Annotated in this window: 20 protein-coding genes and 1 pseudogene; 14 read left to right on the top strand and 7 right to left on the bottom strand. The window is 65.1% G+C overall.

Annotation, left to right across the window (positions count from 1 at the left end):
* The first annotated feature begins 46 nt into the window (after positions 1-46).
* From ACD584_RS14745 to ACD584_RS14735, 3 genes are read left to right on the top strand one after another with little or no spacing between them, the layout of a single operon-like run.
* Positions 47-1,180: an efflux RND transporter periplasmic adaptor subunit gene (locus ACD584_RS14745; RefSeq protein ID WP_162277140.1), complete on the top strand. Its 1,134-nt coding sequence runs from the start codon at positions 47-49 to the stop codon at positions 1,178-1,180.
* Entirely contained in the window at positions 1,177-4,677 is a 3,501-nt protein-coding gene (locus tag ACD584_RS14740; RefSeq protein ID WP_076035704.1) for an efflux RND transporter permease subunit, read from the top strand. Before ACD584_RS14745 ends, ACD584_RS14740 begins: the two co-directional genes overlap by 4 nt.
* Complete coding sequence (locus ACD584_RS14735; RefSeq protein WP_076035705.1) at positions 4,674-7,760, top strand: efflux RND transporter permease subunit; 3,087 nt, start codon at positions 4,674-4,676, stop codon at positions 7,758-7,760. The genes ACD584_RS14740 and ACD584_RS14735 overlap by 4 nt, the downstream gene beginning before the upstream one ends.
* Before the next feature lie 965 nt (positions 7,761-8,725).
* Here the strand turns inward: ACD584_RS14735 and ACD584_RS14730 are convergent.
* From ACD584_RS14730 to zwf, 5 genes are all read right to left on the bottom strand, one after another.
* Complete coding sequence (locus tag ACD584_RS14730) at positions 8,726-9,385, bottom strand: bifunctional 4-hydroxy-2-oxoglutarate aldolase/2-dehydro-3-deoxy-phosphogluconate aldolase (RefSeq protein WP_016902600.1); 660 nt, start codon at positions 9,383-9,385, stop codon at positions 8,726-8,728.
* A 52-nt stretch (positions 9,386-9,437) separates the two neighbouring features.
* The gene (gene edd, locus ACD584_RS14725; RefSeq protein WP_042599164.1) at positions 9,438-11,354 is read right to left on the bottom strand and encodes a phosphogluconate dehydratase; all 1,917 of its coding nucleotides are present in this window, start codon (positions 11,352-11,354) and stop codon (positions 9,438-9,440) included.
* Positions 11,355-11,499: 145 nt separating this feature from the next.
* Entirely contained in the window at positions 11,500-12,219 is a 720-nt protein-coding gene (pgl, locus tag ACD584_RS14720; protein ID WP_076035706.1) for a 6-phosphogluconolactonase, read from the bottom strand.
* The gene (gene glk / locus ACD584_RS14715; RefSeq protein WP_011037288.1) at positions 12,216-13,223 is read right to left on the bottom strand and encodes a glucokinase; all 1,008 of its coding nucleotides are present in this window, start codon (positions 13,221-13,223) and stop codon (positions 12,216-12,218) included. Before glk ends, pgl begins: the two co-directional genes overlap by 4 nt.
* On the bottom strand, positions 13,220-14,650 hold the full coding sequence (zwf, locus tag ACD584_RS14710) for a glucose-6-phosphate dehydrogenase (protein WP_075285661.1): 1,431 nt from the start codon (positions 14,648-14,650) through the stop codon (positions 13,220-13,222). The genes glk and zwf overlap by 4 nt, the downstream gene beginning before the upstream one ends.
* A gap of 421 nt (positions 14,651-15,071) precedes the next feature.
* Between zwf and ACD584_RS14705 the strand changes: the two genes are divergently transcribed.
* Complete coding sequence (locus tag ACD584_RS14705; RefSeq protein WP_012438229.1) at positions 15,072-16,166, top strand: ABC transporter ATP-binding protein; 1,095 nt, start codon at positions 15,072-15,074, stop codon at positions 16,164-16,166.
* A gap of 153 nt (positions 16,167-16,319) precedes the next feature.
* Here the strand turns inward: ACD584_RS14705 and ACD584_RS14700 are convergent, their stop codons facing one another.
* Positions 16,320-17,192 (bottom strand): folate-binding protein YgfZ, encoded by an 873-nt coding sequence (locus ACD584_RS14700; RefSeq protein WP_076035708.1) that lies wholly within the window; start codon positions 17,190-17,192, stop codon positions 16,320-16,322.
* Between ACD584_RS14700 and ACD584_RS14695 the strand changes: the two genes are divergently transcribed.
* From ACD584_RS14695 to lolD, 10 genes and pseudogenes are all read left to right on the top strand, one after another.
* A complete protein-coding gene (locus ACD584_RS14695; RefSeq protein WP_308507412.1) occupies positions 17,094-17,402 on the top strand; it encodes a DUF1674 domain-containing protein in 309 nt (102 codons plus the stop codon). The genes ACD584_RS14700 and ACD584_RS14695 overlap by 99 nt on opposite strands.
* A 56-nt stretch (positions 17,403-17,458) precedes the next feature.
* Positions 17,459-17,854, top strand: a complete 396-nt coding sequence (sdhC, locus tag ACD584_RS14690) for a succinate dehydrogenase, cytochrome b556 subunit (RefSeq protein WP_076035709.1) — start codon at positions 17,459-17,461, stop codon at positions 17,852-17,854.
* Positions 17,851-18,237 carry a succinate dehydrogenase, hydrophobic membrane anchor protein gene (sdhD, locus tag ACD584_RS14685; protein ID WP_014507844.1) on the top strand — a complete coding sequence of 129 codons (387 nt, stop codon included), beginning with the start codon at positions 17,851-17,853 and terminating at the stop codon, positions 18,235-18,237. The genes sdhC and sdhD overlap by 4 nt, the downstream gene beginning before the upstream one ends.
* A gap of 30 nt (positions 18,238-18,267) precedes the next feature.
* The gene (gene sdhA, locus ACD584_RS14680) at positions 18,268-20,058 is read left to right on the top strand and encodes a succinate dehydrogenase flavoprotein subunit (RefSeq protein ID WP_012438231.1); all 1,791 of its coding nucleotides are present in this window, start codon (positions 18,268-18,270) and stop codon (positions 20,056-20,058) included.
* 6 nt (positions 20,059-20,064) lie between these two features.
* Positions 20,065-20,274 carry a hypothetical protein gene (locus ACD584_RS14675; protein WP_076035710.1) on the top strand — a complete coding sequence of 70 codons (210 nt, stop codon included), beginning with the start codon at positions 20,065-20,067 and terminating at the stop codon, positions 20,272-20,274.
* 16 nt (positions 20,275-20,290) lie between these two features.
* Complete coding sequence (locus ACD584_RS14670) at positions 20,291-21,073, top strand: succinate dehydrogenase iron-sulfur subunit (RefSeq protein WP_011037280.1); 783 nt, start codon at positions 20,291-20,293, stop codon at positions 21,071-21,073.
* Between the two features lie 109 nt (positions 21,074-21,182).
* Positions 21,183-21,431, top strand: a complete 249-nt coding sequence (locus ACD584_RS14665) for a succinate dehydrogenase assembly factor 2 (RefSeq protein WP_014507842.1) — start codon at positions 21,183-21,185, stop codon at positions 21,429-21,431.
* Positions 21,382-21,834: pseudogene (locus tag ACD584_RS14660) on the top strand (hypothetical protein). The gene ACD584_RS14665 and the pseudogene ACD584_RS14660 overlap by 50 nt, the downstream one beginning before the upstream one ends.
* A gap of 23 nt (positions 21,835-21,857) precedes the next feature.
* Positions 21,858-23,099, top strand: coding sequence for a lipoprotein-releasing ABC transporter permease subunit (locus tag ACD584_RS14655; protein WP_014507840.1), 1,242 nt, complete (start codon positions 21,858-21,860; stop codon positions 23,097-23,099).
* On the top strand, positions 23,092-23,832 hold the full coding sequence (gene lolD / locus ACD584_RS14650; RefSeq protein ID WP_029217234.1) for a lipoprotein-releasing ABC transporter ATP-binding protein LolD: 741 nt from the start codon (positions 23,092-23,094) through the stop codon (positions 23,830-23,832). Before ACD584_RS14655 ends, lolD begins: the two co-directional genes overlap by 8 nt.
* A 650-nt stretch (positions 23,833-24,482) precedes the next feature.
* Here lolD and ACD584_RS14645 read toward each other — a convergent pair.
* A complete protein-coding gene (locus tag ACD584_RS14645) occupies positions 24,483-25,547 on the bottom strand; it encodes an SDR family oxidoreductase (protein ID WP_076035711.1) in 1,065 nt (354 codons plus the stop codon).
* Positions 25,548-25,778 lie beyond the last annotated feature (231 nt).

Here is a 25,778-nt window from a genome sequence, read left to right as displayed (position 1 = left end):
TTTACTTGCCTACAACACCTGTTCACGCATCCACTAGGACACGACGATGTCGCCACTCTCCTTCTTGCCCGGCCGCAGCGGAACTTGCGCCGCTGCGCTGTTGATCACCACGAGCCTGTTGCTGGGCGGTTGCAAGGCTGGCGACAGTGCTGCCAAGCCGGCAGACAGCCAGAAGGCCGCAGATGCCGTGCCGGTGGAAACCGCAAAAGCAGCCCGTCGTGCGGTGGCCGCCAGCTACACCGGCACTGCGGCATTGGAGCCACGTGCCGAAGCGCAGGTGGTGGCCAAGACCTCCGGCGTGGCGCTGGCGGTGATGGTCGAGGAAGGGCAGAAGGTGTCGGCAGGCCAGGCGCTGGTACGGCTGGATCCGGACCGCGCGCATCTGGCGGTGGCCCAAAGCGAGGCGCAGCTGCGCAAGCTGGAAAACAGTTATCGCCGCGCCACGCAACTGGTCGGCCAGCAATTGGTCAGCGCTGCGGATGTGGACCAGCTCAAGTTCGATGTGGAAAACAGCCGGGCGCAGCATCGTCTGGCGTCGCTGGAGCTGTCGTACACCACCGTGCAGGCGCCGATTTCCGGTGTGATTGCGTCGCGCTCGATCAAGACCGGCAACTTCGTGCAGATCAATACGCCGATCTTCCGCATCGTCGACGACTCGCAACTGGAAGCCACGCTCAACGTGCCCGAGCGCGAGCTGGCCACGCTCAAGTCCGGCCAGCCGGTGACGTTGCTGGCCGACGCATTGCCGGGACAGCAGTTCTTGGGGAAGGTGGACCGCATCGCGCCGGTGGTGGATTCGGGCAGCGGCACTTTTCGCGTGGTGTGCGCGTTCGGGGCTGGCGCGGAGGCGTTGCAGCCCGGCATGTTCGGGCGCATCCGCATCGACTACGACCAGCGCAAGGATGCCCTGGTGATTCCGCGGCTGGCGCTGCTGGATGACGGTGAGCCGGCAGTGTTCGTGGTGCGCAATGGCAAGGCCAGCCGGGTGCCGGTGAAGCTGGGCTATGCCGAAGGCCCATGGCTGGAAGTGCGCCAGGGCCTGAAGGAAGGCGACCAGGTCGTGACGGCCGGCAAGGTGGCGTTGCGCGATGGCACCGCGGTGCAGATCATCGGCCAGCCCGATCGCAAGCCGGTTGCAGCTGCCGCACCGGCAACGGCCGGCGACGAGAAGCGCTCATGACCGACCATCCCACCGGCCCGGTCCACGACCCGCACCTATCCGTAGCGCCGGGCGGCGGCCTGGTGGCGTTTGCCACACGCCGCCGCGTCACCATCGCGATGATCACGGTGACCATGTTGCTGTTCGGCTTGATCGCGCTGCGTAGCCTCAAGGTCAATTTGCTGCCGGACCTGAGCTATCCCACGCTCACCGTGCGCACCGAATACACCGGTGCGGCACCGGCGGAGATCGAGACCCTGGTGACCGAGCCGGTGGAAGAAGCGGTCGGCGTGGTCAAGAACCTGCGCAAGCTCAAGTCGATCTCGCGCACCGGGCAAAGCGATGTGGTGCTGGAGTTTGCCTGGGGCACCAACATGGACCAGGCCGGCCTGGAAGTGCGCGACAAGATGGAAGCCTTGTCGCTGCCGTTGGAAGCCAAGCCGCCGGTGCTGCTGCGCTTCAATCCATCGACCGAGCCGATCATGCGCCTGGTGCTGTCGCCCAAGCAGGCGCCGGCCTCAGACACCGACGCCATCCGCCAGCTCACCGGCCTGCGGCGCTATGCCGACGAGGATTTGAAAAAGAAGCTCGAACCGGTGGCCGGCGTAGCGGCGGTGAAGGTGGGCGGTGGTCTGGAAGACGAGATCCAGGTGGATATCGACCAGCAGAAACTGGCCCAGCTCAGCCTGCCGATCGACAACGTCATCACCCGGTTGAAGGAAGAGAACGTCAACATCTCCGGCGGCCGGCTGGAAGAAGGTTCACAGCGCTACCTGGTGCGCACGGTCAACCAGTTCGTGGATCTGGATGAGATCCGCAACATGCTGGTGACCACGCAGAGCAGCAGCAGCAGCGCAGCCGATGCAGCGATGCAGCAGATGTATGCCATTGCGGCGTCCACCGGTTCGCAGGCGGCATTGGCGGCCGCGGCCGAAGTGCAGAGCACCTCGGCCTCGTCCACCAGCAGCATCGCCGGCGGCATGCCGGTGCGCTTGAAGGACGTGGCGCAGGTGCGCCAGGGCTACAAGGAACGCGAGGCGATCATTCGCCTGGGCGGCAAGGAAGCGGTGGAATTGGCGATCTACAAGGAGGGCGATGCCAATACGGTGTCGACCGCCGCGTCGCTGCGCAAGCGCCTGGAGCAGATCAAGGCGACCGTGCCCGGCGATGTGGAAATCACCACCATCGAGGACCAGTCGCACTTCATCGAGCACGCGATCAGCGACGTCAAGAAAGATGCGGTGATCGGCGGCGTGCTGGCGATCCTGATCATCTTCTTGTTCCTGCGCGATGGCTGGAGCACCTTCGTGATCAGCCTGTCGCTGCCGGTGTCGATCATCACCACGTTCTTCTTCATGGGCCAGCTGGGCCTGAGCTTGAACGTGATGTCGCTGGGTGGGCTGGCCTTGGCCACTGGCCTGGTGGTGGACGATTCCATCGTGGTGCTGGAGAGCATCGCCAAGGCGCGCGAGCGTGGCCTGAGCGTGCTGGATGCGGCCATGGTGGGCACCCGCGAGGTGAGCATGGCGGTGATGGCCTCGACCCTGACCACCATCGCGGTGTTCCTGCCGCTGGTGTTTGTCGAAGGCATTGCCGGGCAGTTGTTCCGTGACCAGGCGTTGACCGTGGCGATCGCCATTGCGATCTCGCTGGTGGTGTCGATGACGCTGATCCCGATGCTGAGCTCGCTGAAGGGCGCGCCGCCCATGGCCTTCCCGGACGAACCCAGCCACCCGCAGTGGCAGCCGCAGCAGCGCTGGCTCAAGCCAGTAGCGGCTGGCCGCTGCGGCGCGGGTGCCAGCGTGCGCTATGCGTTTTTCGGCGCCGCCTGGGCGGTGGTGAAGGTCTGGCGCGGCGCTACGCGAGTGGTGGCACCGGTGATGCGCAAGGCCAGCGATATCGCGATGGCGCCGTATGGCCGTGCCGAACGCGGGTACCTGACCATGCTGCCAGCGGCATTGCGTCGGCCCTGGTTGGTGCTCGGGCTGGCAGGCGCCGCATTCGTCGGCACCGTGCTGCTGGTGCCGATGCTCGGCGCGGACCTGATCCCGCAGCTGGCGCAGGATCGCTTCGAAATGACCGTGAAGTTGCCCTCCGGCACGCCGCTGGCGCAGACCGACGCTCTGGTGCGCGAGCTGCAACTGGCGCACGACAAGGACCCGGGCATTGCCTCGCTGTATGGCGTGAGCGGTGCCGGCACGCGGCTGGATGCCAACCCCACCGAAAGTGGCGAGAACATCGGCAAGCTCACGGTGGTGATGGCCGGTGGCGGCAGTCCCGCGGTGGAGGCAGCCGCCACTGAGCGCCTGCGCAGCAGCATGACCGCGCATCCGGGCGCGCAGGTGGATTTTGCAAGGCCGGCCCTGTTTAGTTTTTCCACGCCGCTGGAAGTGGAGTTGCGCGGTCAGGATCTGGGCGAGCTGGAGCAGGCTGGCCAGAAACTGGAGCAGATGCTGCGTGCCAACGGCCACTACGCGGACGTGAAGTCGACCGTGGAAGAGGGCTTCCCGGAAATCCAGATCCGCTTCGACCAGGAGCGCGCCGGTGCGCTTGGGCTGACCACGCGGCAGATCGCCGATGTGATCGTCAAGAAGGTGCGCGGCGATGTGGCCACGCGCTACAGCTTCCGTGATCGCAAGATCGACGTGCTGGTGCGTGCGCAGCACAGCGACCGTGCCAGCGTGGACGCGATCCGCCAGTTGATCGTCAACCCGGGCAGCAGCCGACCGGTGCGCCTGGCCGCGGTCGCCGAGGTGGTGGCGACCACCGGGCCGAGCGAGATCCATCGCGCCGACCAGACCCGCGTGGCGATCGTGTCGGCGAGCCTGCGCGACATCGACCTGGGCGGTGCGGTGCGCGAAGTGGAAACGTTGGTACGTAACGACCCGTTGGCCGCTGGTGTGGGCATGCACATCGGCGGGCAGGGCGAGGAACTGGCGCAGTCGGTGAAGTCGCTGCTGTTCGCGTTCGGTCTGGCGATCTTCCTGGTCTACCTGGTGATGGCTTCGCAGTTCGAATCGCTGCTGCACCCGTTCGTCATCTTGTTCACCATTCCGCTGGCGATGGTCGGCGCGGTACTGGCGCTGCTGATGACCGGCAAGCCGGTATCGGCGGTGGTGTTCATTGGTCTGATCTTGCTGGTGGGCCTGGTGACCAAGAACGCGATCATCCTGATCGACAAGGTCAACCAGCTACGCGAGGAAGGCGTGGCCAAGCGTGAGGCGCTGATCGAAGGGGCGCGTTCGCGCCTGCGGCCGATCATCATGACCACGCTGTGCACCTTGTTCGGCTTTTTGCCGCTGGCGGTGGCGATGGGCGAGGGGGCGGAGGTGCGCGCACCCATGGCCATCACCGTGATCGGCGGGTTGCTGGTGTCCACGCTGCTCACCTTGCTGGTGATTCCGGTGGTCTACGACCTGCTGGATCGCCGTGCCGATGCGTACTACCTGGAGCGCGGCCGGCGCATGGCGCGTCAGCGCGCACCGGCCGGCCACAGCGACGGGCTGGAGGCGGTATGAGCGTTGCCGCCTTCAGCATCCGTCGCCCGGTCACCACCATCATGTGCTTCGTGTCGCTGGTGGTGGTGGGGCTGATCGCCGCATTTCGCCTGCCGCTGGAGGCGCTGCCGGATATTTCCGCGCCGTTCCTGTTCGTGCAGTTGCCGTACACCGGCTCCACGCCGGACGAGGTGGAGCGCAACCTGGTGCGGCCGGCCGAAGAAGCGTTGGCGACAATGACCGGCATCAAGCGCATGCACTCGACCGCCACCGCCGACGGCGCCAACATCTTCATCGAGTTCTCCGATTGGGACCGCGATATCGCCATTGCCGCCTCCGACGCACGCGAGCGGCTGGATGCGATTCGCGACGATTTTCCCGAGGATCTGCAACGCTTCCATATCTTCAAGTGGTCCAGCAGCGATGAGCCGGTACTCAAGGTGCGGCTGGCCAGCCAGGCCGATCTGACCGGCGCGTACGACATGCTCGACCGCGAGTTCAAGCGGCGCATCGAGCGGATTCCGGGCGTGGCCAAGGTGGAAATCTCCGGCGCACCGCCGAACGAGGTGGAGATCGCGATCGCGCCGGATCGGCTGACTGCGCATGACCTGAGCCTCAACGATCTGAGTGAGCGGCTGGGCAAGCTCAATTTCTCGGTTTCGGCCGGGCAGATCGACGACAACGGCCAGCGCATCCGCGTGCAACCGGTAGGCGAATTGCGCGACCTGCAGGAGCTGCGCGATCTGGTGCTCAACGCCAAGGGGCTGCGCCTGGGCGACATTGCACAGGTGCGGCTCAAGCCCACGCGCATGAATTACGGCCGGCGCCTGGATGGGCGCCCGGCGATCGGCCTGGACATCTACAAGGAGCGCAGCGCCAACCTGGTGGAAGTGTCCAAGGCGGCATTGAAGGAAGTCGAAGACATCCGCGCCGAACCGGCCATGCGCGACGTGCAGGTCAAGGTGATCGACAACCAGGGCAAGGCGGTGACCTCGTCATTGGCGGAATTGGCCGAGGCCGGTGCGGTTGGTCTGCTGTTGTCGATCACGGTGCTGTTCTTCTTCCTGCGCCACTGGCCGTCCACGCTGATGGTCACGCTGGCGATCCCGATCTGCTTTGCGATCACGCTGGGTTTCATGTACTTCGTCGGCGTCACGCTCAACATCCTGACCATGATGGGCTTGCTGTTGGCCGTGGGCATGCTGGTGGACAACGCGGTGGTGGTGGTGGAAAGCATCTACCAGGAGCGCGAGCGCATGCCGGGCCAGCCGCAGCTGGCAGCGTTGTTGGGAACGCGCAGCGTGGCGATCGCACTCAGCGCCGGCACGCTGTGTCACTGCATCGTGTTCGTGCCGAACCTGTTTGGCGAAACCAACAACATCAGCATTTTCATGGCGCAGATTGCGATCACCATTTCGGTGTCGTTGCTGGCCTCATGGTTGGTGGCGATCAGCCTGATCCCGATGCTGTCGGCGCGCATGAAAACGCCGCCGCTGGTGACCTCCGAGCGCGGCGTGATCGCACGGCTGCAGCGGCGCTACGCCAAGGTTTTGGCCTGGACGCTGGCGCACCGCGGCTGGAGCGTGGCCGGCATCCTGCTGGTCAGTGCAATCAGCCTGGTGCCGATGAAGCTCACCAAGGTCGACATGTTCGGTGGCGACGGCGGCAACGAGGGCTACATCCAGTATCAGTGGAAGGGCTCCTATACGCGCGAGCAGCTGGGCGATGAGATCGCGCGGGTGGAAAACCACCTGGAAGCCAACCGCGCCAGATACCACATCACCCAGATCTATTCGTGGTTTAGCGAGGTGGAAGGCAGCAACACGGTGGTGACCTTCGACGCGACCAAGGTCAAGGACCTGCCACCGCTGCTGGAGCAGATTCGCAAGGAGTTGCCGCGTTCTGCGCGCGCCGATTACAGCATCGGCAACCAGGGCGATGGCGGGAGCGGCAATCAGGGCGTGCAGGTGCAATTGGTGGGCGATTCCACCCAGGCACTGCAGGAGTTGGCCGACGAGGTGGTACCGCTGCTGGCGCAGCGCAAGGAATTGCGCGACGTACGCGTGGATACCGGTGATCGCACCAGCGAGCTGGCGATCCGCGTGGATCGCGAGCGCGCGGCCGCGTTCGGCTTTAGTGCGGAGCAGGTGGCGAGCTTCGTCGGGCTGGCCTTGCGTGGCACGCCGCTGCGCGAGTTTCGCCGTGGCGACAACGAAGTACCGGTGTGGGTGCGTTTTGCCGGCGCCGAGCAGAGCAAACCCGAAGATCTGGCAGGCTTCACCGTGCGCACCAAGGATGGCCGCAGCGTGCCGTTGCTGTCGCTGGTGGATGTAAAAATCCGCCCGGCCGCCACCCAGATCGGCCGCACCAATCGGCAGACAACCCTGACCATCAAAGCCAATCTCGGCACGAAAGTCACCGTGCCTGAAGCGCGCGCTGCGATGGAGCAACCGCTCAAGGCGATGCAGTTTCCGGCCGGTTACAGCTACACCTTCGACGGGGGCGATTATCAGGACGACGGCGAGGCGATGGGCCAGATGGTGTTCAATCTGGTGATTGCGTTGGTGATGATCTACGTGGTGATGGCAGCGGTGTTCGAGTCGCTGCTGTTCCCGGCGGCGATCATGAGCGGCGTGTTGTTCTCGATCTTCGGGGTGTTCTGGCTGTTCTGGATCACCGGGACCTCGTTCGGCATCATGTCCTTCATCGGCATCCTGGTGCTGATGGGCGTGGTGGTGAACAACGGCATCGTGATGATCGAGCACATCAACAATCTGCGCCGCCGTGGCATGGGGCGCACGCAGGCGTTGATCGAAGGCTCACGTGAGCGTTTGCGGCCGATCATGATGACCATGGGCACCGCGATCCTGGCGATGGTACCGATCTCGCTGACCAGCACCACCATGTTCAGCGACGGCCCGCCGTATTTCCCGATGGCGCGCGCCATCGCTGGCGGCCTGGCATTTTCGACGGTGGTGAGCTTGCTGTTCCTGCCGACCATCTACGCCATCCTGGATGACATGAGCAGCGGCGCGGCGGCATTGGTGCAGCGCGCGCGTGGTGTACGGAAGGCGATGCCGCCGGAGGCTGCGTTGGAGTCTTGAGTCACCAAAGATGGCTGACGGTTGGCAATCGCTGCACGCCGAATGGCAACAAGGGTGCTTCAAGCCCCTCTCCCGTCGGGAGAGGGGTTGGGGTGAGGGTACGGTTTCCCCGAATACGACCAGGCAGCGTGCCTGCCGGTGGTTTCTCGGCGTCGGTAGGGGCGGCGTCGTCGCCGTGAGTTAGCTGATCTTGAGGACAGTCAGGACGGGCGGCTTCAAGCCCCTCTCCTGTCGGGAGAGGGGTTGGGGTAAGGGTACGGTTTCCCCGAATACGACCAGGCAGCGTGCCTGCCGGTGGTTTGCTGGCTTCGGTGAGAGCGGCAGCGCGGCCGGAAATCGGCTCCTCGGCTCGCCAGACATCCCTGTCTGACTCGCCGCCGCGGCACATCCCTGTGCCGCTCTCCGCCAATCCCCGGTCACGCTGCCGCTTCGGCGCGTCGTTGCCCTGAGCTAGCTGATCTTGAGGGAAGACGGCAGGGCCGAAAGTGGTCGGATTTTTGGCCGGCAGGCAAATAGATCTCTGCCTCCGCCTCCGCCTCCGCCTCAGGCAGCAAGGCAACGAGGCAACGAGGCAACGAGGCAACGAGGCAACCATCAAAGGCTAGTCCGAGCAGGCCTCGCGGAAATCGCTGCTCTCCGTTCCGCCAATACAGGAACATTCGAAGAGTGGTCCGCGGGCGCCGGGGCAGGACCTTACACGACAAGGATGTCGTGTAAGAGCCCCCATGGATGGGTTCACGGCGTGTCCTGCCCCGGCGCCCGCGGGCCGCTCCACCCAAAAAATCGAGGCGCCAGCTAACCAGCTTTCCTCAACCAAAGAAATCAAGGCGCCAGCAAACCGGGCTTTCCTCAATCAAAACTAAAGCGCCAGCTGATCAGCTTTGCTCAGCCAATCAACTTTCGTCAGCCAACCAGCCTTCTCAAGCCACTCGGCTTTCCCAACACGCGGGATGCAGTCCCGAACATCAGCCCGCACGCACCTGCCGCACGATCGCCGCAGCCTTGGCCGAGCTTTCTTTGACCTTGTCCCACTGACCTTGCGCCAGCCAGTCCTTGGGCACCATCCACGAGCCGCCGATGCACAGCACGTTCGGCTGCGACAGGAATTCGGCGGCATTGGCTTCGCTGATGCCGCCAGTGGGGCAGAGCTTGAGCTCGGACAGCGGGCCGGCCAGGCCCTTGAGCATCTGCAGGCCGCCCACAGCGGTGGCCGGGAACAGCTTGCACACGCGGAAGCCCAAGCCCATCAGGGTCAGCAGTTCGGTTGGGGTGGCAGCGCCGGGCACGGCCGGGATCGGCGCGTCGGCCAGCAGGCGTGCCAGCGGCGCTGGCGTACCGGGCGTGACCAGGAAGTCTGCACCGGCATCCACCGACTGGCGCAGCTGCAGTTCGCTCAGCACCGTGCCGGCACCGATCACGATGTTGGGCAGTTCGCGCTTGAGCATCGCCAGCGCCTCGATCGCGACCGGCGTGCGCAGGGTCAGTTCGATGGCAGGCAGGCCGCCTTCGAGCAGTGCGTCAGCCACGCGACGCGCCTGGTCCAGCGTGTCGACGGTCACCACCGGCAGGATGCCGGCGTCGCGCAGCAGCTGTTCAGCGGTGTTTTGGGTCTGGGCAATCGTCATTGCAACTCCTGGAGACGGCGACCGCCTGGGCGATCGCAGAGAGGGAAGGGGATCAGGCGTCCTTGGACTCGTGCGGCGCCGCGGCAGCGGCCGCATCGGCGCCCAGTTCGTACTCGGCGTCGTAGCTCCACAGCGCACCGTCCGGATGGGTCGGGCCGCACGAAATCGAAATCGCGCCCTGGTCGGCCGGGCCGACGACCTGGCGGTTGATCGCAAACAGGTTACGGCCCAGGTCGTTGCCGGCCACGGCGGTGTTGGGTGCAACCTCGCGCGATGCCCATTCTTCGGCCGAAACCAGCACTTCCAGCGTGCCGGCTTCGCCGTCCAGGCGCACCATGTCGCCTTCGCGGACACGCCCGATCGGGCCGCCACGCGCCGCTTCCGGCGTCATGTGGATCGCGGCCGGAAACTTGCCCGAGGCACCGGACAAACGGCCGTCGGTGACCAGCGCCACGCGACGGCCCTGGTTCTGCAACAGGCCGAGCAACGGGGCCATTGAATGCAGCTCCGGCATACCGTTGGCACGCGGGCCCTGGTAACGCAGCACCACGACGAAGTCGTGCGGCAACACACCGGCCGCATGCAGCTTGTTGAGCACCTGCGGGGTGTCGATCACCACGGCAGGCGCTTCGATCTTGCGGTGCTGGGGCTTGACCGCCGACAGCTTGATCAGCGAGCGGCCCAGGTTGCCGCGCAGCAGGCGCAGGCCACCTTGCGATTCGAATGCATCGCTGACCGGGCGTGCCACGCTGTCATCGGCGGTGGTCGCCGTGCCGGGCACATAGATGACCTTGCCGTCCTGCAAACGCGGCTCGTTGGCATAGGCACGCATGCCGCCTTCGACCACGGTGGGCAGGTCGTCGTGCATGTAGCCGGCGTCCATCAGTTCGCGGAACACGAATGCCGTGCCGCCAGCAGCCTGAAAGCGGTTCACGTCGGCTTCGCCGTTCGGGTAGACGCGGGTCAGCAGCGGCACGGTCTGCGAGATCAGATCCATGTCGTCCCAGGTCAGCACGATGCCCGCCGCACGCGCCACGGCGATCCAGTGGATGGTGTGGTTGGTGGAGCCGCCGGTGGCCATCAGGGCGACCACGGCATTGACGATCGCGCGTTCGTCGATCAAACGACCGAACGGGCGGAAGTCCTGGCCTAGCGCGGAGATCGCCAGCGCCCGCTCGGTGCCCTCACGGGTCAGCGCATCACGCAACGGCTGTTCGGGATTGACGAACGAGGCGCCGGGCAGTTGCACGCCCATCGCTTCCAGCAACACCTGATTGGAGTTGGCGGTCCCGTAAAAGGTGCAGGTGCCGGGCGAGTGGTAGGAGGCGGATTCGGCTTCCAGCAACTCGGCACGGGTGGCTTCGCCCGCGGCATAGCGCTCACGCACTTCGGCCTTCTGCTTGTTGGGAATGCCCGGGCTCATCGGGCCGGCCGGCATGAACAACGCCGGCAGGTGGCCGAAGGCCAATGCGCCGATCAACAGGCCAGGCACGATCTTGTCGCACACGCCCAGATAGACCACCGCATCGAACATGTCGTGGCTGAGGCCGATGGCCGCGGCCTGGGCGATGTTGTCGCGCGAAAACAGCGACAGCTCCATGCCGGCGCGGCCCTGGGTCACGCCGTCGCACATCGCCGGCACGCCGCCGGCGACCTGCGCGGTGGCGCCGAGCGCACGCGCGGTGTCGCGGATCATCTGCGGGTAATGCTCGAACGGCTGATGCGCCGAGAGCATGTCGTTGTAGGCAGTGATGATGCCCAGGTTCGGCGTGGCCGCGCCGCGCAGGCGTGACTTGTCGGTCGGCTCGGAGGCCGCAAAGCCGTGCGCGAGATTGCCGCAACTCAGGCGGCTACGGAACGGGCCTTCACGCAGGGCGGCATCAAGGCCGGCCAGGTACGCCGCGCGCGAGGGCGCGCTGCGCTTGCGGATACGGTCGGTGACAGCTTGGATGTTCGGATGCAGGCTCATTGGCTACCGGCTATGAGAAACAGGGGGAAGGTGTTCGATGGCAGCCCGGCATCAGGCGATGCGGGCCGCCGCGGTGTCGCAACGTGGGCGAGTGCTTGCACGCCATCAGCATGACCAAGCCACCCACCCGGGGTCCCGACATCCACTAACTGCACCAATGCACCCGCAGGCGCGGGCCAGGCTGCTGCAGCGCGACCCGGATCGGGTATTCGCTGATGTCCTCGCCTGCCAACGCCGCCTGCAGCACATCGAGCTTCTGCTTGCCGCGCAGCAACAGCAGGCGCGTGGGAATCGGCGCCAACCCGGCCGGGGTCAAGGTGATGCGCAGCGGCCACTGGTTGGCACCGGGGCAGCCGGTGGCGTCCAGCGACGCGTACGGCTGCGGGCTGGCCAGGGCCTTGGGTAGATCGGTCGAGCCGGGGAACAGCGAGGCGGTATGCCCGTCGCCGCCCACGCCCATCACCGCCAGGCAGGCCGGTTCGGCATGCGTGGCCTGCAAGTTGGCGGTATGCACGCACTCGGGCAACTGCTTGCCCGGGCGCACCAACGGAATGAAAGTGGCCGCCGGTGCATGGTCCAGGAAGCTCTGCTTGACCAGCCAGGCATTGCTGTCCTGGTCCTGTGGCGAGAGCCAGCGCTCATCGACCAGGCCCACTTCGACCCGCGACCAATCCAGCGGGCGATGCGCCAGCGATTCGTACACCGGTGCCGGGGTGGTGCCGCCGGACAGCAGCATGCGCGCCTGGCCGCGGCGCGAGATTTCCTGTTCCAGCAGGTCGGCCATTTCGCTGGCCACCGCTTCGGTCCATTCGTCGAGGTCGTCGTAGCGCACCAGGCTGATGCGGTCGTTGTCCTGCAAACTCATCGCTGCTCTCCCGGCAATGCGCGTTCGGCGTCCACCGCATACGCCGCTGCACCCAGCAGGCCGGCATGCGGATGCATCACCGCCAGCGAGGGCACCCGCGACATGATCGCGGAGAAACGGCCCTTGTGTTCGAAGCGCTGGCGGAAGCCGGAATGCTGCAGCGAATCCAGCACCTTGGGCACCAGCCCGCCAGTGAGGAAGACGCCATCCCAGGCACCCTGCATCAGCACCATGTCACCGGCGATCGCGCCGAAGATGGCGCAGAACAGATCGATGGTGCGCGAGGCACGCGGGTCGCCGGCGGCGGCACGTGCGGTGATGTCCTTGGGCTCCAGCGGGCCGGGGTCGATGCCGGCAATCTCGCTCAGCGCGCGGTGGATGTTGACCAGGCCCGGGCCGCAGATCAGGCGCTCGTTGGAGACGCGGCCGAACTGCTCGGACAGGATCTCCAGCACGCGAATCTCTTCCGGCGTGCCGGGCGGAAAGCTGACATGGCCGCCTTCGGTTTCCAGCGGAAAACAGCGGCCGTTGCGGATGATCAGGCCTCCCACGCCCAGCCCGGTGCCCGGGCCGATCACGCCGTAGTTGCGCGGCAGCTCGATCGGTGCCGGGCGCCAGCTGGCGCCGCCCACCTGCACCACGTCCTGCGGGCGCAGCAGGCTGATCGCCATCGCTTGCGCGGCGAAGTCGTTGATCAGGTGCAGCGTGCTGAAGCCCAGCATGGTGGCGGTGCGCGAGCGCGAGATCACCCACGGATGGTTGGTGATGCGGGCTTCGTCGCCATCCACGCGGCCGGCCACCGCGAACACACCCTTGGTGGCCTGCACGCCGATCTGGTCCAGGTAATAGCGCGCGGCCTCGCCCAGCGAGCCGAACTCGACCACCGCGAACTCACGGCAGGTGTCGTCCAGCAGCGGTACCGAGGCATCGATGTCGGCCAGCGCAAAGCGTGCGTTGGTGCCACCGATGTCGGCAACCAGCACCGGCTTGGAAGGAGCGGTCATGCGTTGTTTCCCTGTGCGTCGGTGGCCGGGGGCAGGAACGGTGCGGCGGTCTCGGGGCCCCAGCTACCGGCCGGATACGGCTGCAGCGGCAGCTGTGCGTCCGACCAGGCATCGCTGACGCTGTCGATCCAGGCCCAGGCGGCCTTGACCTCGTCATCGCGCACGAATAGCGCCGGGTTGCCGTTGAAGGCATCCACGAACAGGCGCTCGTAGGCGATGCGGCGGTGCAGGCCGGTGGGCACGGAAAGCTCCAGTTCCAGCGGCTGCAGTTCGATCGCACCCCATTCCGGGCCGGCCAGGCTGCTCATCAGGCCCAGCTCGATGTTTTCCTGCGGCTGCAGCTGGAAGGTCAGGCGGTTGGGCACCGCGTTCTGGCGGTCCGGACGCTCGAACAACCAATGCGTCACCGGCTTGAGCGTGACCACGATGCGCGTGGAGCGCTCGGCCAGGCGCTTGCCCGTGCACAGGTGGAACGGCACGCCGGCCCAGCGCCAGTTGTCGATGTGCGCGGTGACCGCGACGAAGGTTTCCACATCGCTGCCTTCCGGCGGGTGGTAGGCCTGCGCCGGCTCGCCGTTGATGCTGCCGGCGGTGTAGCGGCCACGCACGCTGTCATGCGCGGCGTGCTCGGCGGTCATCGGGCGCAAGGCGCGCAGCACCTTGACCTTCTCGTCGCGGATGCGGTCGGCTTCCAGCGAGGCCGGCGGCTCCATGGCCACCAGGCACAGCAACTGCAGGATATGGCTCTGCACCATGTCGCGCAGCGCGCCGGAGCGGGCATAGTAGGCATCGCGGCCGTCCACGCCTTCGCTCTCGGCCACCAGGATCTGCACCGATTCGATGTAGGTCCGGTTCCACACCGCTTCCAGCAAGGTGTTGCCGAAGCGCAGCGCCACCAGGTTCTGCACCGCGGCCTTGCCCAGGTAGTGGTCGAGACGGAACACGCGGTCTTCGTCGATCAGTGCGCCGATCGACTGCAGGATCTCGCGGGCGCTATCCGAATCGTGGCCGATCGGTTTTTCCAGCATCAACCGGTGCGGTGCGGCCAGCGCGCCGCCCAGGGCCAGGCCCTGGCAGGTACTGATGTACAGGCCCGGTGGAATCGCCAGATAGCTTACGCACTGGCGGCTGGCCAGTTCGCGCACGGCCTCGGCCACCGATTCGGCATTGCGCAGGTCCACCGAGCGGTAGTCGATGCGCTGCAGCAGCGCATCGATCTGCGCGGCGGTGGCAATCGGCAGCGCCTGGGCCAGGCGCGGGCGCAGGACCTCGCGGAAGGCGTCGGTGTCGTGCTGCGACAGGGCCAGCGCACGGATGCGGAAGTCCTCCGGCAACAGGCCGTCGACAAACAGGCGCAGCAGGGATGGAAAGAGATAGCGCTGGGCGAGATCGCCGGTGGCGCCGAACAGGATCAGGGTGTTGTGCATGGACCGAGTTTCAGATTCTGGAGACATCGTTATCAGCGGCTTGGCGGGAAGGCGCCGGTGATGCCGGCGGTCGGTACGTCTGTTCCTGGCGACACTTGCGTGCGCGCAGCGGGGGATGGACGCTGACGCCCAATCCCCGATTGTTGCAGCAAGTGACGGTCAGCGGTTAGCGCTGGAGCGGTATACCTGTACCTGCGCGGCGGCATGATCGGCCTGGCGCAGGTAGAAACGCTGTCCAAATGGACGGCGTGAGTTGGTGGCGGCATGGTCCCTCCCGAGATCGATGTTGCCATGTGAAAACGATTACATGTCAGAATAAACCAATGCATTCGTTTGCAGGAGATTTCCTTGCAAGCGCTATGGCGTCACTACCATCGGGAGGGCCGAGGGTGGGGCGCACCACTCCTGTTGAGGCCGAAAGATGGCGAAAGTGCAGTTGGAAGGTGTCCGCAAGGTCTATGAGAACGGGCAGGTTGCCGTGCAAGGGGCCAGCTTCGAAGTCGCCGATGGCGAGCTGATGGTACTGGTCGGGCCGTCCGGCTGCGGCAAGTCCACCTTGCTGCGCATGATCGCCGGGCTGGAGGACATCAGTGCGGGCACGCTGCGCATCGGCGACCGTGTGGTCAACGACGTGGCGCCGAAGGATCGCGACATCGCCATGGTGTTCCAGAGCTACGCGTTGTACCCGCACATGACCGTGGCCGAAAACCTGGCGTTCGGGCTCAAGCTGCGCGGCCACCCCAAGCAGGTGATTGCCGAGCGGGTGAACAATGCGGCCGAGTTGCTGGGCTTGACGCCCATGCTCGACAAGCTACCCAAGGCGATGTCCGGCGGCCAGCGCCAGCGCGTGGCGCTGGGGCGCGCGATGGTGCGCGAGTCGGCGGTGTTCCTGCTCGATGAGCCGTTGTCGAACCTGGATGCAAAGCTGCGCCACAGCGTGCGCACCGAGATCGCGCAGCTGCATCGCAAGCTCGGCACCACCATGATCTACGTCACCCACGACCAGGTCGAAGCGATGACCCTGGGCCAGCGCATCGTGGTGCTCAAGGATGGTGTGATCCAGCAGATCGACAGCCCGATGGCGCTGTATGACCGCCCGGCCAACTTGTTCGTGGCCGGCTTCCTCGGCAGCCCGGCCATGAACGTGCTGCAGGGGCGGCTGGACGCGCAGGATGGCTTGCATCTGGTGATGGCCGATGGCTGGCGCGTGCCGCTGGGCGCGGCGCAGATCGATCAGCGCTGGCTGGGCCAGGAGGTCGTGGTGGGCGTGCGCCCCGAGCACCTGCAGCCGTCAGCCGACGCGCAGTTGGGATTCGATGCACGTATCGATGTCATCGAACCGGTAGGCAACGAGATCTTCCTCAATCTCGACCGCGGCGGGCAGCCGCTGGTGATCCGCGTCACCCCGCAGGCGTTGCCGGCGGTGGGCGAGTCGCTGCGACTGGCCTTGCGCAGCGAAGCACTGCATTTCTTCGACCCGGCCAGCGGCGAACGCCTGACGACCTCTGCCTCCTGACATTGCGCGAGTGCGCTGCCGGCCTCGTGCAGAGGTCGGCAGACGCTGCGCATGCACTGAATCGCTCGATTCCGGGCGCACGGTAGTCCGCCGCGTGCATGGCAGTGGCTGCGGCGAAATGTCGCACCAGCCTGTGGAGCAGAATCGCTGCCCTTAGCGGGCCAGCCCGGGCAGGATCTGCAGCGGTCGGGCAGGGGAGGTGCCGGCGCTCAGCGTCATGCCATCCCCAATTGCCAGCTCCAGCGGCAGCACCGCCAGCGCCAGGTTTTCGGCGGAACTGACCACACTGCCCACCTCAGCGCCGTCCAGACGCACCGCATCGCCCGGCGCAACCGCAGCGTCGGTTTCCAGCAAATGCACCGCGCGTTTGGCCTTGCCCAGAAAATGCGTGCGCGCCACGATTTCCTGGCCCGGGTAACAGCCCTTTTTGACGCTGAACGCATGCAGCTGGTCCAACGCCAGCCGTTGCGGCGTCCACTGTTCGCGCTGCGCATCTGGCAACCGCACCAGCCCTAGCTGCAGGTCTGCGCGACGCCATGCGGCATCCATGTTCGGTAGATCGATAGGCGCTGCCAATGTGTCCGGCGCGCGCAACACCAGCGTGCGCGGCAAGGCAGGGCTGCCCATGTCCAGTTCGATCGCATCCGCAGCCACGTCGGCATGTGCCGCCTGCGCGCGTGCGGGTGCGGCGAACGCGCCTTGTGCGGTCAGCGCAATCTCGGTGATGCGCAGCTTGCGCCGGAAAACGAAACGGCCGAGCTGCGCGGCGATCTCGGCCGCGTTGCCATCGGGCAACAGCATCAGCAATTGCGCATCCTCATCACGCAAGAGTGCGAAGATGGCAATCACCCGCCCCTTCGCTGTCAGCCACGCATTCCATTGCCACTGCCCAATCGCCAGCGCTTGCACGTCATTGGCAAATTGGGCATGCGCGAACGCCACTGCATCCGAACCGCTCAAGCGGACGTATTGCATGTCGTGCAGGGAGCCAAAACCCTGTGGAATAAGATTCAGGTTGTCAGCCATGGAAGGGGAGGACTAAAATCGCAATGTTGTGAGACCACTATGATAGGCCATCCAACCCCCACCCCAGCGCAGGATTCCGAGACGCAGCCTTCTCCTCAGGAGCACATTCCCGAGAAGAAACCCCTGCCCAAGGAGATTGGTGGGCGCGACGGCCCTGAGCCAACGCGCTACGGCGACTGGGAAAAAAATGGACGCTGCATCGATTTTTGAGCAGCTTTTAGCCACAGCGGCCTAGTGCCGCCCAGCCGAGAAAACGAGCCCAGCGAATGGCGACCCGCGAACGTCCACTTTCCCCGCATCTTCAGGTGTATCGCTGGCAGATACAGATGGTGACCTCGATCCTGAATCGAGCCACCGGCATTGTTCTGTCCATCGGCGCCCTTGTGATTGCCGCCGCCTTGCTGACCCTCATGCTTGGCCCCGACCACTGGAATTGCTTCCGCGACATGGCGGCAGCCTGGTATGGACAGGTGTTCCTGTTCGGCTGGACCTGGTGCTTTGCCTTCCACCTGTTTGGTGGCCTGCGCCACATCCTGCAGGACTTCGGCCAGGGCTATGCCGTGCGCTCGTTCGTCAGCATCGGCTGGTTGTCGGTGATTTTGAGCTTCGTGCTGACCGCCGCCATCTGGGCGTACGTGCTGCTGTTCGGAGGTGCCGTATGAGCCGCTATAGAACCCCGTTGAAAAATGTGCGCGGCCTGGGCGCCGCCAAGACCGGCACCGAGCATTTCGTGGTGCAGCGTCTAACCGCCACCGCGCTGGTGCCGCTGTCGATCTGGTTCCTGATCTTCGTGTTGAGCCTGATCGGTGCCGACCACGCAGCGGCGAGCGCCGCGGTTGCCAAGCCGTGGAACGCGATCCTGCTGGTGGGCTTCCTCATTGCCTCGTTCTGGCATGCGCAGCTCGGCATGCAGGTGGTGCTGGAGGATTACGTGCACAACTCGCTGCTCGCCCTTGCGGCGCAGACCCTCGTGCGCTTTGTCGCCGTTCTCGGTGCCATCGTCAGCGTGTTTGCCGTGGCGCGTATCGCGCTAGGCATCGCCTGAGCCAGCGACCCAACAGGAATCCATAATTCGATGTCCGCTTACAAGATCACAGAACACAAGTACGACATGGTCGTGGTGGGCGCCGGCGGCGCCGGCTTGCGCGCGACCTTCGGCCTGGCCCAGAAGGGCCTGCAGACGGTCTGCCTGACCAAGGTCTTCCCGACCCGTTCGCACACCGTGGCCGCGCAGGGTGGTATTTCCGCCGCGCTGGGCAACATGGGCGAAGACGACTGGCGGTATCACTTCTACGACACCATCAAGGGCTCCGATTGGCTGGGCGACCAGGACGCGATCGAGTACATGTGCCGTGAGGCGATCCCGGCCATCATCGAGCTCGAGCACTACGGCGTGCCGTTCTCGCGCACCGAAGAGGGCAAGATCTACCAGCGCCCGTTCGGCGGCATGACCACCAAGTACGGCGAAGGTCCGTCTGCGCAGCGCACCTGCGCCGCCGCCGACCGCACCGGTCACGCAATGCTGCATACGTTGTACCAGCAGTCGCTGGCGCACAACGCGCGCTTCATGATCGAGTACTTCGCGCTCGACCTGATTTTCGACGAAGAAGGCGTGTGCCGCGGCGTGCTTGCGCTGGACATGGCCGAAGGCTCGCTGCACCTGTTCCGCGCCCACGGCGTGGTGCTGGCCACCGGCGGCTACGGCCGTGCCTACTTCAGCGCCACCTCTGCCCACACCTGTACCGGTGACGGCGGCGGCCTGGTGATGCGTGCCGGCCTGCCGATGCAGGACATGGAGTTCGTGCAATTCCATCCCACCGGTATCTACGGTGCGGGCTGCCTGATCACCGAAGGCGTGCGTGGCGAAGGCGGCATCCTGCGCAACAGCAACGGCGAGCGCTTCATGGAGCGCTATGCACCGCACTACAAGGATCTGGCCTCGCGCGACGTGGTGTCGCGTTCGATGACCATCGAGATCCGCGAAGGCCGTGGCGTTGGCGAGCACAAGGACCACATTCTGCTCGACCTGACCCATCTCGGCCCGGAAGTGATCAACGACAAGCTCCCCGGCATCGCCGAGAGCGCGCACATCTTCGCCGGTGTGGACGTGGCCAAGCAGCCGATCCCGGTGCTGCCGACGGTGCACTACAACATGGGCGGCATCCCGACCAACTACCACGGTGAAGTCGTGCGCAAGCAGGGCGACAACCCGGATGCGGTGGTGCCCGGTCTGTATGCGATCGGCGAAGCGGCTTGCGTGTCGGTGCATGGCGCCAACCGTCTGGGGTCCAACTCGCTGCTGGATCTGGTGGTGTTCGGGCGTGCGGTGGCCAACCGCTGCGCGGAGACCGTCAAGACCAATCAGCCGCACAAGCCGCTGCCGTCCGATGCCTGCGACAAGGCGCTGGGCTTGCTGGACAAGTTGCGTCATGCCAATGGCTCCACGCCGACCTCGGTGATCCGCGACAACATGCAGCGCACCATGCAGTCGGACGCAGCGGTGTTCCGGACCAGCAAGACGCTGAAGGAAGGCGTCGACAAGATGGCCGAGATCTTCGCCACCTTCGAGGACGTCAAGGTGTCGGACCGCTCGCTGGTCTGGAATTCGGACCTGATCGAGACCTACGAGTTGAACAACCTGCTGCTCAATGCAGTGGCGACGATCAACTCGGCCGAGCAGCGCAAGGAAAGCCGTGGCGCGCACGCGCACGAGGATTTCCCGGACCGCGACGACGTCAACTGGCAGAAGCACACGCTGGTCACCGTGGACGACAAGGGCCAGTGCGACTTCGAATACCGCCCGGTCCACATGTACACGCTGAGCAAGGAAGTGGATGTGGTTCCGCCGAAGCCGCGCGTCTACTGAGTGCCGATGCAGATGCCGCATTTCGTTCCTGCATCGCACCTGCCGTCCGGCCCTGAAGGGCAGGGCGGCAGCGTGGCGCCACAGTGCGAACGCGGCATGACGCACGCGCAGCGCCGGCAGTTCGCCGGCCGCTGCACTCCCGCATCGGTGGTGGCATCCATCGTCTTCAATTTCATGCGCACGCTGCGGTCTCCCATCGCACCGCGCATCGCCTGAGCCAACGAGAGCAGCTATGGCAGAGTTCACCCTCCCCAAGAATTCAAAGATCGGCAAGGGCAAGCATTACCCTGCACAAGGCGCCAAGAACAAGCGCACCTTCAAGGTCTACCGCTGGGATCCGGATGGCGACGCCAATCCGCGCACCGACAGCTATGAAATCGATCTGGACAAGTGCGGGCCGATGGTCCTGGACGCGCTGATCAAGATCAAGAACGAGATCGACCCGACCCTGACCTTCCGCCGTTCCTGCCGCGAAGGCATCTGCGGTTCGTGCGCGATGAACATCGACGGCACCAATACGCTGGCCTGCACCAAGGCGATTGCGGCATGTGGCAAGGCCGAGGTGCCGATCTATCCGCTGCCGCACATGAGCGTGATCAAGGATCTGGTGCCGGACCTGACGCATTTCTACGCGCAGTACGCCTCGATCAAGCCGTGGATCCGTACCCAGACCCCGCCGCCGCCGGACCGCGAGCGCCTGCAGTCGCCGGAAGACCGCAAGAAGCTCGACGGCCTGTACGAGTGCATCCTGTGCGCGTGCTGCTCCACCAGCTGCCCGAGCTACTGGTGGAATGGCGAGCGTTACCTGGGCCCGGCGATCCTGCTGCAGGCGTACCGTTGGATCATCGACTCGCGCGATGAAGACACCGGTGCGCGCCTGGACGATCTGGAAGACCCGTTCAAGCTGTATCGCTGCCACACCATCATGAACTGCGCCCGCACCTGCCCGAAGGGGCTGAACCCGGCGCTGGCGATCGCCGAGATCAAGAAGCTGATGATGGCTCGCCGCGCCTGATCCTGGCGCTGATGTCCTGCTCAGGCAGGACGTCACCACAGCGGCACCGGCCCTCAGGTCTGGTGCCGCTGTCGTTTTCGGCCCGCTACAACGCGGGGTGGAGAAAGAGATGGATGAAGACACACTGCTGAAAAAACTGCGCTGGCGTTGCCGGCGTGGCATGCGCGAGCTGGACCAATTGTTCGGCCGGTATCTGGACCGCCGATGGGCGCAGGCCCCTGCGGCTGAGCGCGCGGTTTTCCTACAGCTGCTGGATTGCGAAGACGATAAGTTGTGGCGCTGGTTCATGGGATACGAGGCTTGCCCCGATGCCGACAACGCCGCCCTCATCGCCGATATCCGCGCCATGCCGGCTTGACTGGCGCCCCTCGCGCGGGCTGGCCTGCGCGTTGAGCCTGATCACCGTTGCCGCACTGTGGGCCATTTGGCGGTCCGGCGTGCCGGTCTGGCTGGCCGTGGGCTTGTCTGCGTATGCCGCTGTGATCGGCGCCCGTACGATCTGGTTGCTGTTGCGCTCGCCAGTGCGGCAACTCGTTGTGCCGTGGACGGATGCGGCCGCCAGCGTGGATGGAGAACGCGTGGATGCGCTGCAGGTAACGTAGCGCGGGCCGATGGCGGTGGTGTCATGGGCGCATCCGGGAGGCCGCCGCGTGCGGCTGCATTTCTGGCCGGACACGCTGCCAACCGCGCAGCGACGTGAACTGCGTCTGGCCGCTCAGGCCCGTGCCATTTCGTCCCAGCGGTCGCTAGTGGCACCATAGCGTCCCTTTCATGGTTGAACCGCATGTTCAAACCTATCCCGGTTGCCATCGGCTTGCGCTATCTCCGCGCCAAGCGACGCAATGGCTTCATCTCGTTTATTTCGATGGCATCGATCCTCGGCATCGCCCTGGGCGTGACGGTGCTGATCACCACGTTGGCGGTGATGAGCGGTTTCCAGAAGGAAATCCGCGACCGCCTGCTGCAGATGGCCGCCCACGCCACGGTCAGCGCCGAAGGCGCACCCATGCAGGATTGGCGCCACGCGGTCGAAGTGGCCAGCGCAGACCCGCGCATTGCCGGTGCCGCGCCCTATATTGAAACCGAATCGCTGCTGCAGGGCCCGCGCAAGCAACCGGCAATCGTGCGCGGTGTGATTCCGTCCGAAGAAGCCAAGGTCTCGGTGCTGGCCAAGAAGATGCAGCAAGGCTCGGTCGACAGCCTGACGCCGGGCTCCTACAACATCGTCATCGGCAAGGAGCTGGCGCTGTGGCTGGGTGTGGATGTCGGCGACAGCATCGTGGTGCTGCTCAGCGATACCCAGGCCACCCCGTTAGGCGCGATGCCACGGCTCAAGCGCTTCACCGTCAGCGGCATCTTTGAGGCCGGCTACAACGAAATCGATCGTGGCCTGGCCGTGGTGAACATGGAGGATCTGGCACGCGTGCTGCGCATGGATGGCGTCACCGGCGTGCGTCTGCGCCTGCACGACATGGATCAGGCGTTTACGGTGGCGCGCGATCTGGCCCTGAAATTACGTGGGCCTTATCGCGTGAGCGACTGGACCCAGGAAAACGCCAACCTCTATCACTCGTTGAAGATGGAAAAGACGGTCATGGGCATCCTGCTGTCGCTAATTGTGGCGATGGGCGCCTTCAACCTGGTGTCTTCGCAGGTGATGCTGGTGACCGACAAGCAGGCCGATATCGCGATTCTGCGCACGCTCGGGCTCTCGCCTGGCGGGGTGATGCAGGTGTTCATGGTGCAGGGCTCGTTGATCGGCTTCATGGGCACGATCATGGGGGTGATCGGCGGCATCGTGCTGACGCTCAACCTGGAGCGCATCCTGGGTGCCATCGAGGCGGTGTTCAGCGTCAAGCTGCTGCCCGAAGATGTGTATTACATCACCGGCTTGCCGACCGACATGCAGACGCAGGATGTTGTAGTGATCACCGTGGTCGCTCTGGTCATGAGCTTCTTGGCCACCTTGTATCCGGCATGGCGCGCTTCGCGCACCCAGCCCGCGGAGGCGCTGCGTTATGAGTAATGTTCCAGAGTCGGTGCTTGGAAAGACGCAGGCAGACCAGAGCGCGGCGGTGATTCGCGCCGAACGGCTCGGCAAGACCTACGCCGAAGGCAAGATGCGTACGCCGGTGTTCGATGGCCTGGATCTGTCGGTGGCGACCGGCGAAACCGTGGCGATCGTCGGCGCGTCGGGTGCAGGCAAGAGCACCTTGTTGCACTTGCTCGGTGGGCTGGATATCCCGACCTCCGGCGAGGTGTATGTCGCGGGTCGGCGCATGTCTGCGCTGTCCGATGGCGAGCGGGGCAAGCTGCGTAACCGCTCGCTCGGTTTCGTGTATCAGTTCCATCACCTGTTGCCGGAATTCACTGCGCTGGAAAACGTCATGATGCCGGTGCTGTTGTCCGGGCAGGATGTGTCAATCGCGCGCGGGCAGGCACTGCAGTTGCTGGAATCAGTTGGCCTGGGACACCGGGTGGAGCACAAGCCCAGCGAGCTGTCGGGTGGCGAGCGTCAGCGCTGTGCGGTGGCGCGGGCGTTGGTGAACAAGCCCGGCTGCGTGCTCGGCGATGAGCCCACCGGCAATCTCGACGACAAGACGGCTGGCACCGTGTTCGAGCTGATGCTGGAACTCAACCGCGCCCAGCGTACGAGCCTGGTGCTGGTGACGCACGATCGCAGCCTGGCGCGACGTCTGGACCGCGTTCTTGAATTGCACCAAGGCAAGTTGCGCGAACTGGCGCCTTCGGCGGTGTAAGGCCTCTTGCCATGTTCGGTGCGCAAAAATGGTGCCGAACAATGCGGTGGTAAGCAGGCTGGCGAGACGGGCGCAGGCATTCTTGCAGGCATTGCGAGAAAAAACGCGGCTCATTGGCACCGTAGGGGCGCGCTTGCGTGCGATGTGGATTTCCTGGTAACGCCTCATCGCGCGCAAGCGCGCTCCTACGAGATCCGAGTGATCACAGCATCTGCGTACTGCGCGCGCCGCTCCGCTTTCCGTTTGAGGGGCGAACTTTGAGCGCATCGAACGATGCGCCTACGTGGCTGGACTACTCCCACGATACCGCGATTGAGGTAGACATCATTGCCGCCAGGACGGGAATGGCTGCGCGGTTGGTGATGTCTTTTGTGCTGCATCGTGGGCTGCCTGTGTGCTGCATCGTGGGCTGCCTGATCGCACCGTAATTCGGCAGGCGTTGTGCGGGTTACGGTTCTGGAACACTTAGCATTTAGCACTTAGCCACCCAAAACCCACAACCCAGCGCCAAGCACGAAGCACTCAGCACCAACCAACTATCGCCAAGCACGTGCGACGCTGTCGTCGCCACGCACGTCCGGCCATAAGCGTGTAGCCGGACGTCTAGCCTTCCAAGGCGTCCCGGCCTCTAAGCAGCCAGGACCTGTTCGTCAGGGAATGATTCGCTGCGCACGCAGCCGGGTGAACAGTTCCAGGAATGCGGCACGGCTGTCGTAGAAGTCCAGAAAGCCCAGTTCGCGGCTCTTGGTCATGTCGTTGACGCATTCGATCTCGCGGCCGAGGTCGGCATCGGTATGCCACCACGAGGCGAGACGGTTGACGTCCGGCTCCACCAGTCCGTGCTTCGCAGCCAGCTCCGCCCATTGCGCCGGTGCGGTGTCGCTTAGGCGTACTTCCAGCGGTTCGGGCGTCTGCGGGCAGGGCGCCGCTTCCAGGCCGAAGAATTTCGCAATCTCGCCCCACATCCAGCGCCAGCGAAAGACATCGCCATTGACGGTATTGAACGCCTGATTGCGCGCTGCCGGGCTCAGGCCGGCCCACGCCAGTTGCCGACCGAGCAAGCCTGCATCGGTCACATCGGTGAGGCTGTTCCATTGTGTCTGCGAGCCGGGGAACACGAACGGTTGCCCGGTGTGTTTGCACAGCGAGGCGTACACCGCCAGGGTCACGCCCATGTTCATCGCGTTGCTGCCGTTGGCAATGCCAACCATGGTGTGCGAGCGGTGCACGCTCCAGCCGAAGCCGTGCTGTTCCGCATGCTGGAACAGTAGATCTTCGAGGGTGTAGTAGAAGTTCTCGCCAGGCTGGCGCGGTTCGCTTTCGCGGAACGGGGTTTCCGCCTTGCCACTGCCGTAGTTCTCGAAAGCACCCAGGTAGTGCTTGGTGCCGGTGACCAGCGCCATGTGCTGAAGCGGCGCCTCGCTCAAGCCATCGCACAGGTGTCGCATCATCGCGCCGTTGGCTTCGACGTTCTCGCGCTCGGTATCGCGGCGCGTCCAGGTGCAGAAGAACACGTGCGTGATCGGTAGCCCCTGCAGCGCAGTTTTGGTTGCCTCCGCATCGAGCAGATCGGCCGCTACCGGGATCACGCCTTCGTGCGACAGCGGGCGGCGCGCCAGGCCGTAGACGGTCCAGCCGTCGGCGAGCAACACATTGGCGAGGTTGTAGCCGGAGATGCCGGTCACGCCGACGATCAGTGCAGTACCTTTACGCATGGGGGAACTCCTCGAAAACAGCGTCCACCATAGCGATGCGGCCATGAAATCAGGGCGAACGCAGGCCTGATTTCACCGCGAAATGAAGCGCGTTTGTAGAACGGATCATTGCTGTGCCGCGTTTGTGCGCGGTCTGCCGCGTGGCGGGTTTCGGCGCGTGTGGACGGTCGAGGCGCCAGCGGCGGCAGCGTGACGCGGATCGCTGGAAGCATCCGCGGTCCTGCTCACCTG

The sequence above is a fragment of the Xanthomonas sp. NCPPB 2922 genome (assembly GCF_041520885.1).
Classification (GTDB): domain Bacteria; phylum Pseudomonadota; class Gammaproteobacteria; order Xanthomonadales; family Xanthomonadaceae; genus Xanthomonas; species Xanthomonas campestris.
The sequence above is the reverse complement of the archived record's forward strand: the minus strand, read 5'-3'. Positions and strand labels throughout refer to the sequence as shown.

Coding starts and splice junctions, on each gene's coding strand:
- ACD584_RS14745 (WP_162277140.1), top strand. CDS start 47: ATGTCGCCACTCTCCTTCTTGCCCGGCCGCAGCGGAACTTGCGCCGCT.
- ACD584_RS14740 (WP_076035704.1), top strand. CDS start 1,177: ATGACCGACCATCCCACCGGCCCGGTCCACGACCCGCACCTATCCGTA.
- ACD584_RS14735 (WP_076035705.1), top strand. CDS start 4,674: ATGAGCGTTGCCGCCTTCAGCATCCGTCGCCCGGTCACCACCATCATG.
- ACD584_RS14730 (WP_016902600.1), bottom strand. CDS start 9,385: ATGACGATTGCCCAGACCCAAAACACCGCTGAACAGCTGCTGCGCGAC.
- edd (WP_042599164.1), bottom strand. CDS start 11,354: ATGAGCCTGCATCCGAACATCCAAGCTGTCACCGACCGTATCCGCAAG.
- pgl (WP_076035706.1), bottom strand. CDS start 12,219: ATGAGTTTGCAGGACAACGACCGCATCAGCCTGGTGCGCTACGACGAC.
- glk (WP_011037288.1), bottom strand. CDS start 13,223: ATGACCGCTCCTTCCAAGCCGGTGCTGGTTGCCGACATCGGTGGCACC.
- zwf (WP_075285661.1), bottom strand. CDS start 14,650: ATGCACAACACCCTGATCCTGTTCGGCGCCACCGGCGATCTCGCCCAG.
- ACD584_RS14705 (WP_012438229.1), top strand. CDS start 15,072: ATGGCGAAAGTGCAGTTGGAAGGTGTCCGCAAGGTCTATGAGAACGGG.
- ACD584_RS14695 (WP_308507412.1), top strand. CDS start 17,094: ATGCGCGAACGCCACTGCATCCGAACCGCTCAAGCGGACGTATTGCAT.
- ACD584_RS14700 (WP_076035708.1), bottom strand. CDS start 17,192: ATGGCTGACAACCTGAATCTTATTCCACAGGGTTTTGGCTCCCTGCAC.
- sdhC (WP_076035709.1), top strand. CDS start 17,459: ATGGCGACCCGCGAACGTCCACTTTCCCCGCATCTTCAGGTGTATCGC.
- sdhD (WP_014507844.1), top strand. CDS start 17,851: ATGAGCCGCTATAGAACCCCGTTGAAAAATGTGCGCGGCCTGGGCGCC.
- sdhA (WP_012438231.1), top strand. CDS start 18,268: ATGTCCGCTTACAAGATCACAGAACACAAGTACGACATGGTCGTGGTG.
- ACD584_RS14675 (WP_076035710.1), top strand. CDS start 20,065: ATGCAGATGCCGCATTTCGTTCCTGCATCGCACCTGCCGTCCGGCCCT.
- ACD584_RS14670 (WP_011037280.1), top strand. CDS start 20,291: ATGGCAGAGTTCACCCTCCCCAAGAATTCAAAGATCGGCAAGGGCAAG.
- ACD584_RS14665 (WP_014507842.1), top strand. CDS start 21,183: ATGGATGAAGACACACTGCTGAAAAAACTGCGCTGGCGTTGCCGGCGT.
- ACD584_RS14655 (WP_014507840.1), top strand. CDS start 21,858: ATGTTCAAACCTATCCCGGTTGCCATCGGCTTGCGCTATCTCCGCGCC.
- lolD (WP_029217234.1), top strand. CDS start 23,092: ATGAGTAATGTTCCAGAGTCGGTGCTTGGAAAGACGCAGGCAGACCAG.
- ACD584_RS14645 (WP_076035711.1), bottom strand. CDS start 25,547: ATGCGTAAAGGTACTGCACTGATCGTCGGCGTGACCGGCATCTCCGGC.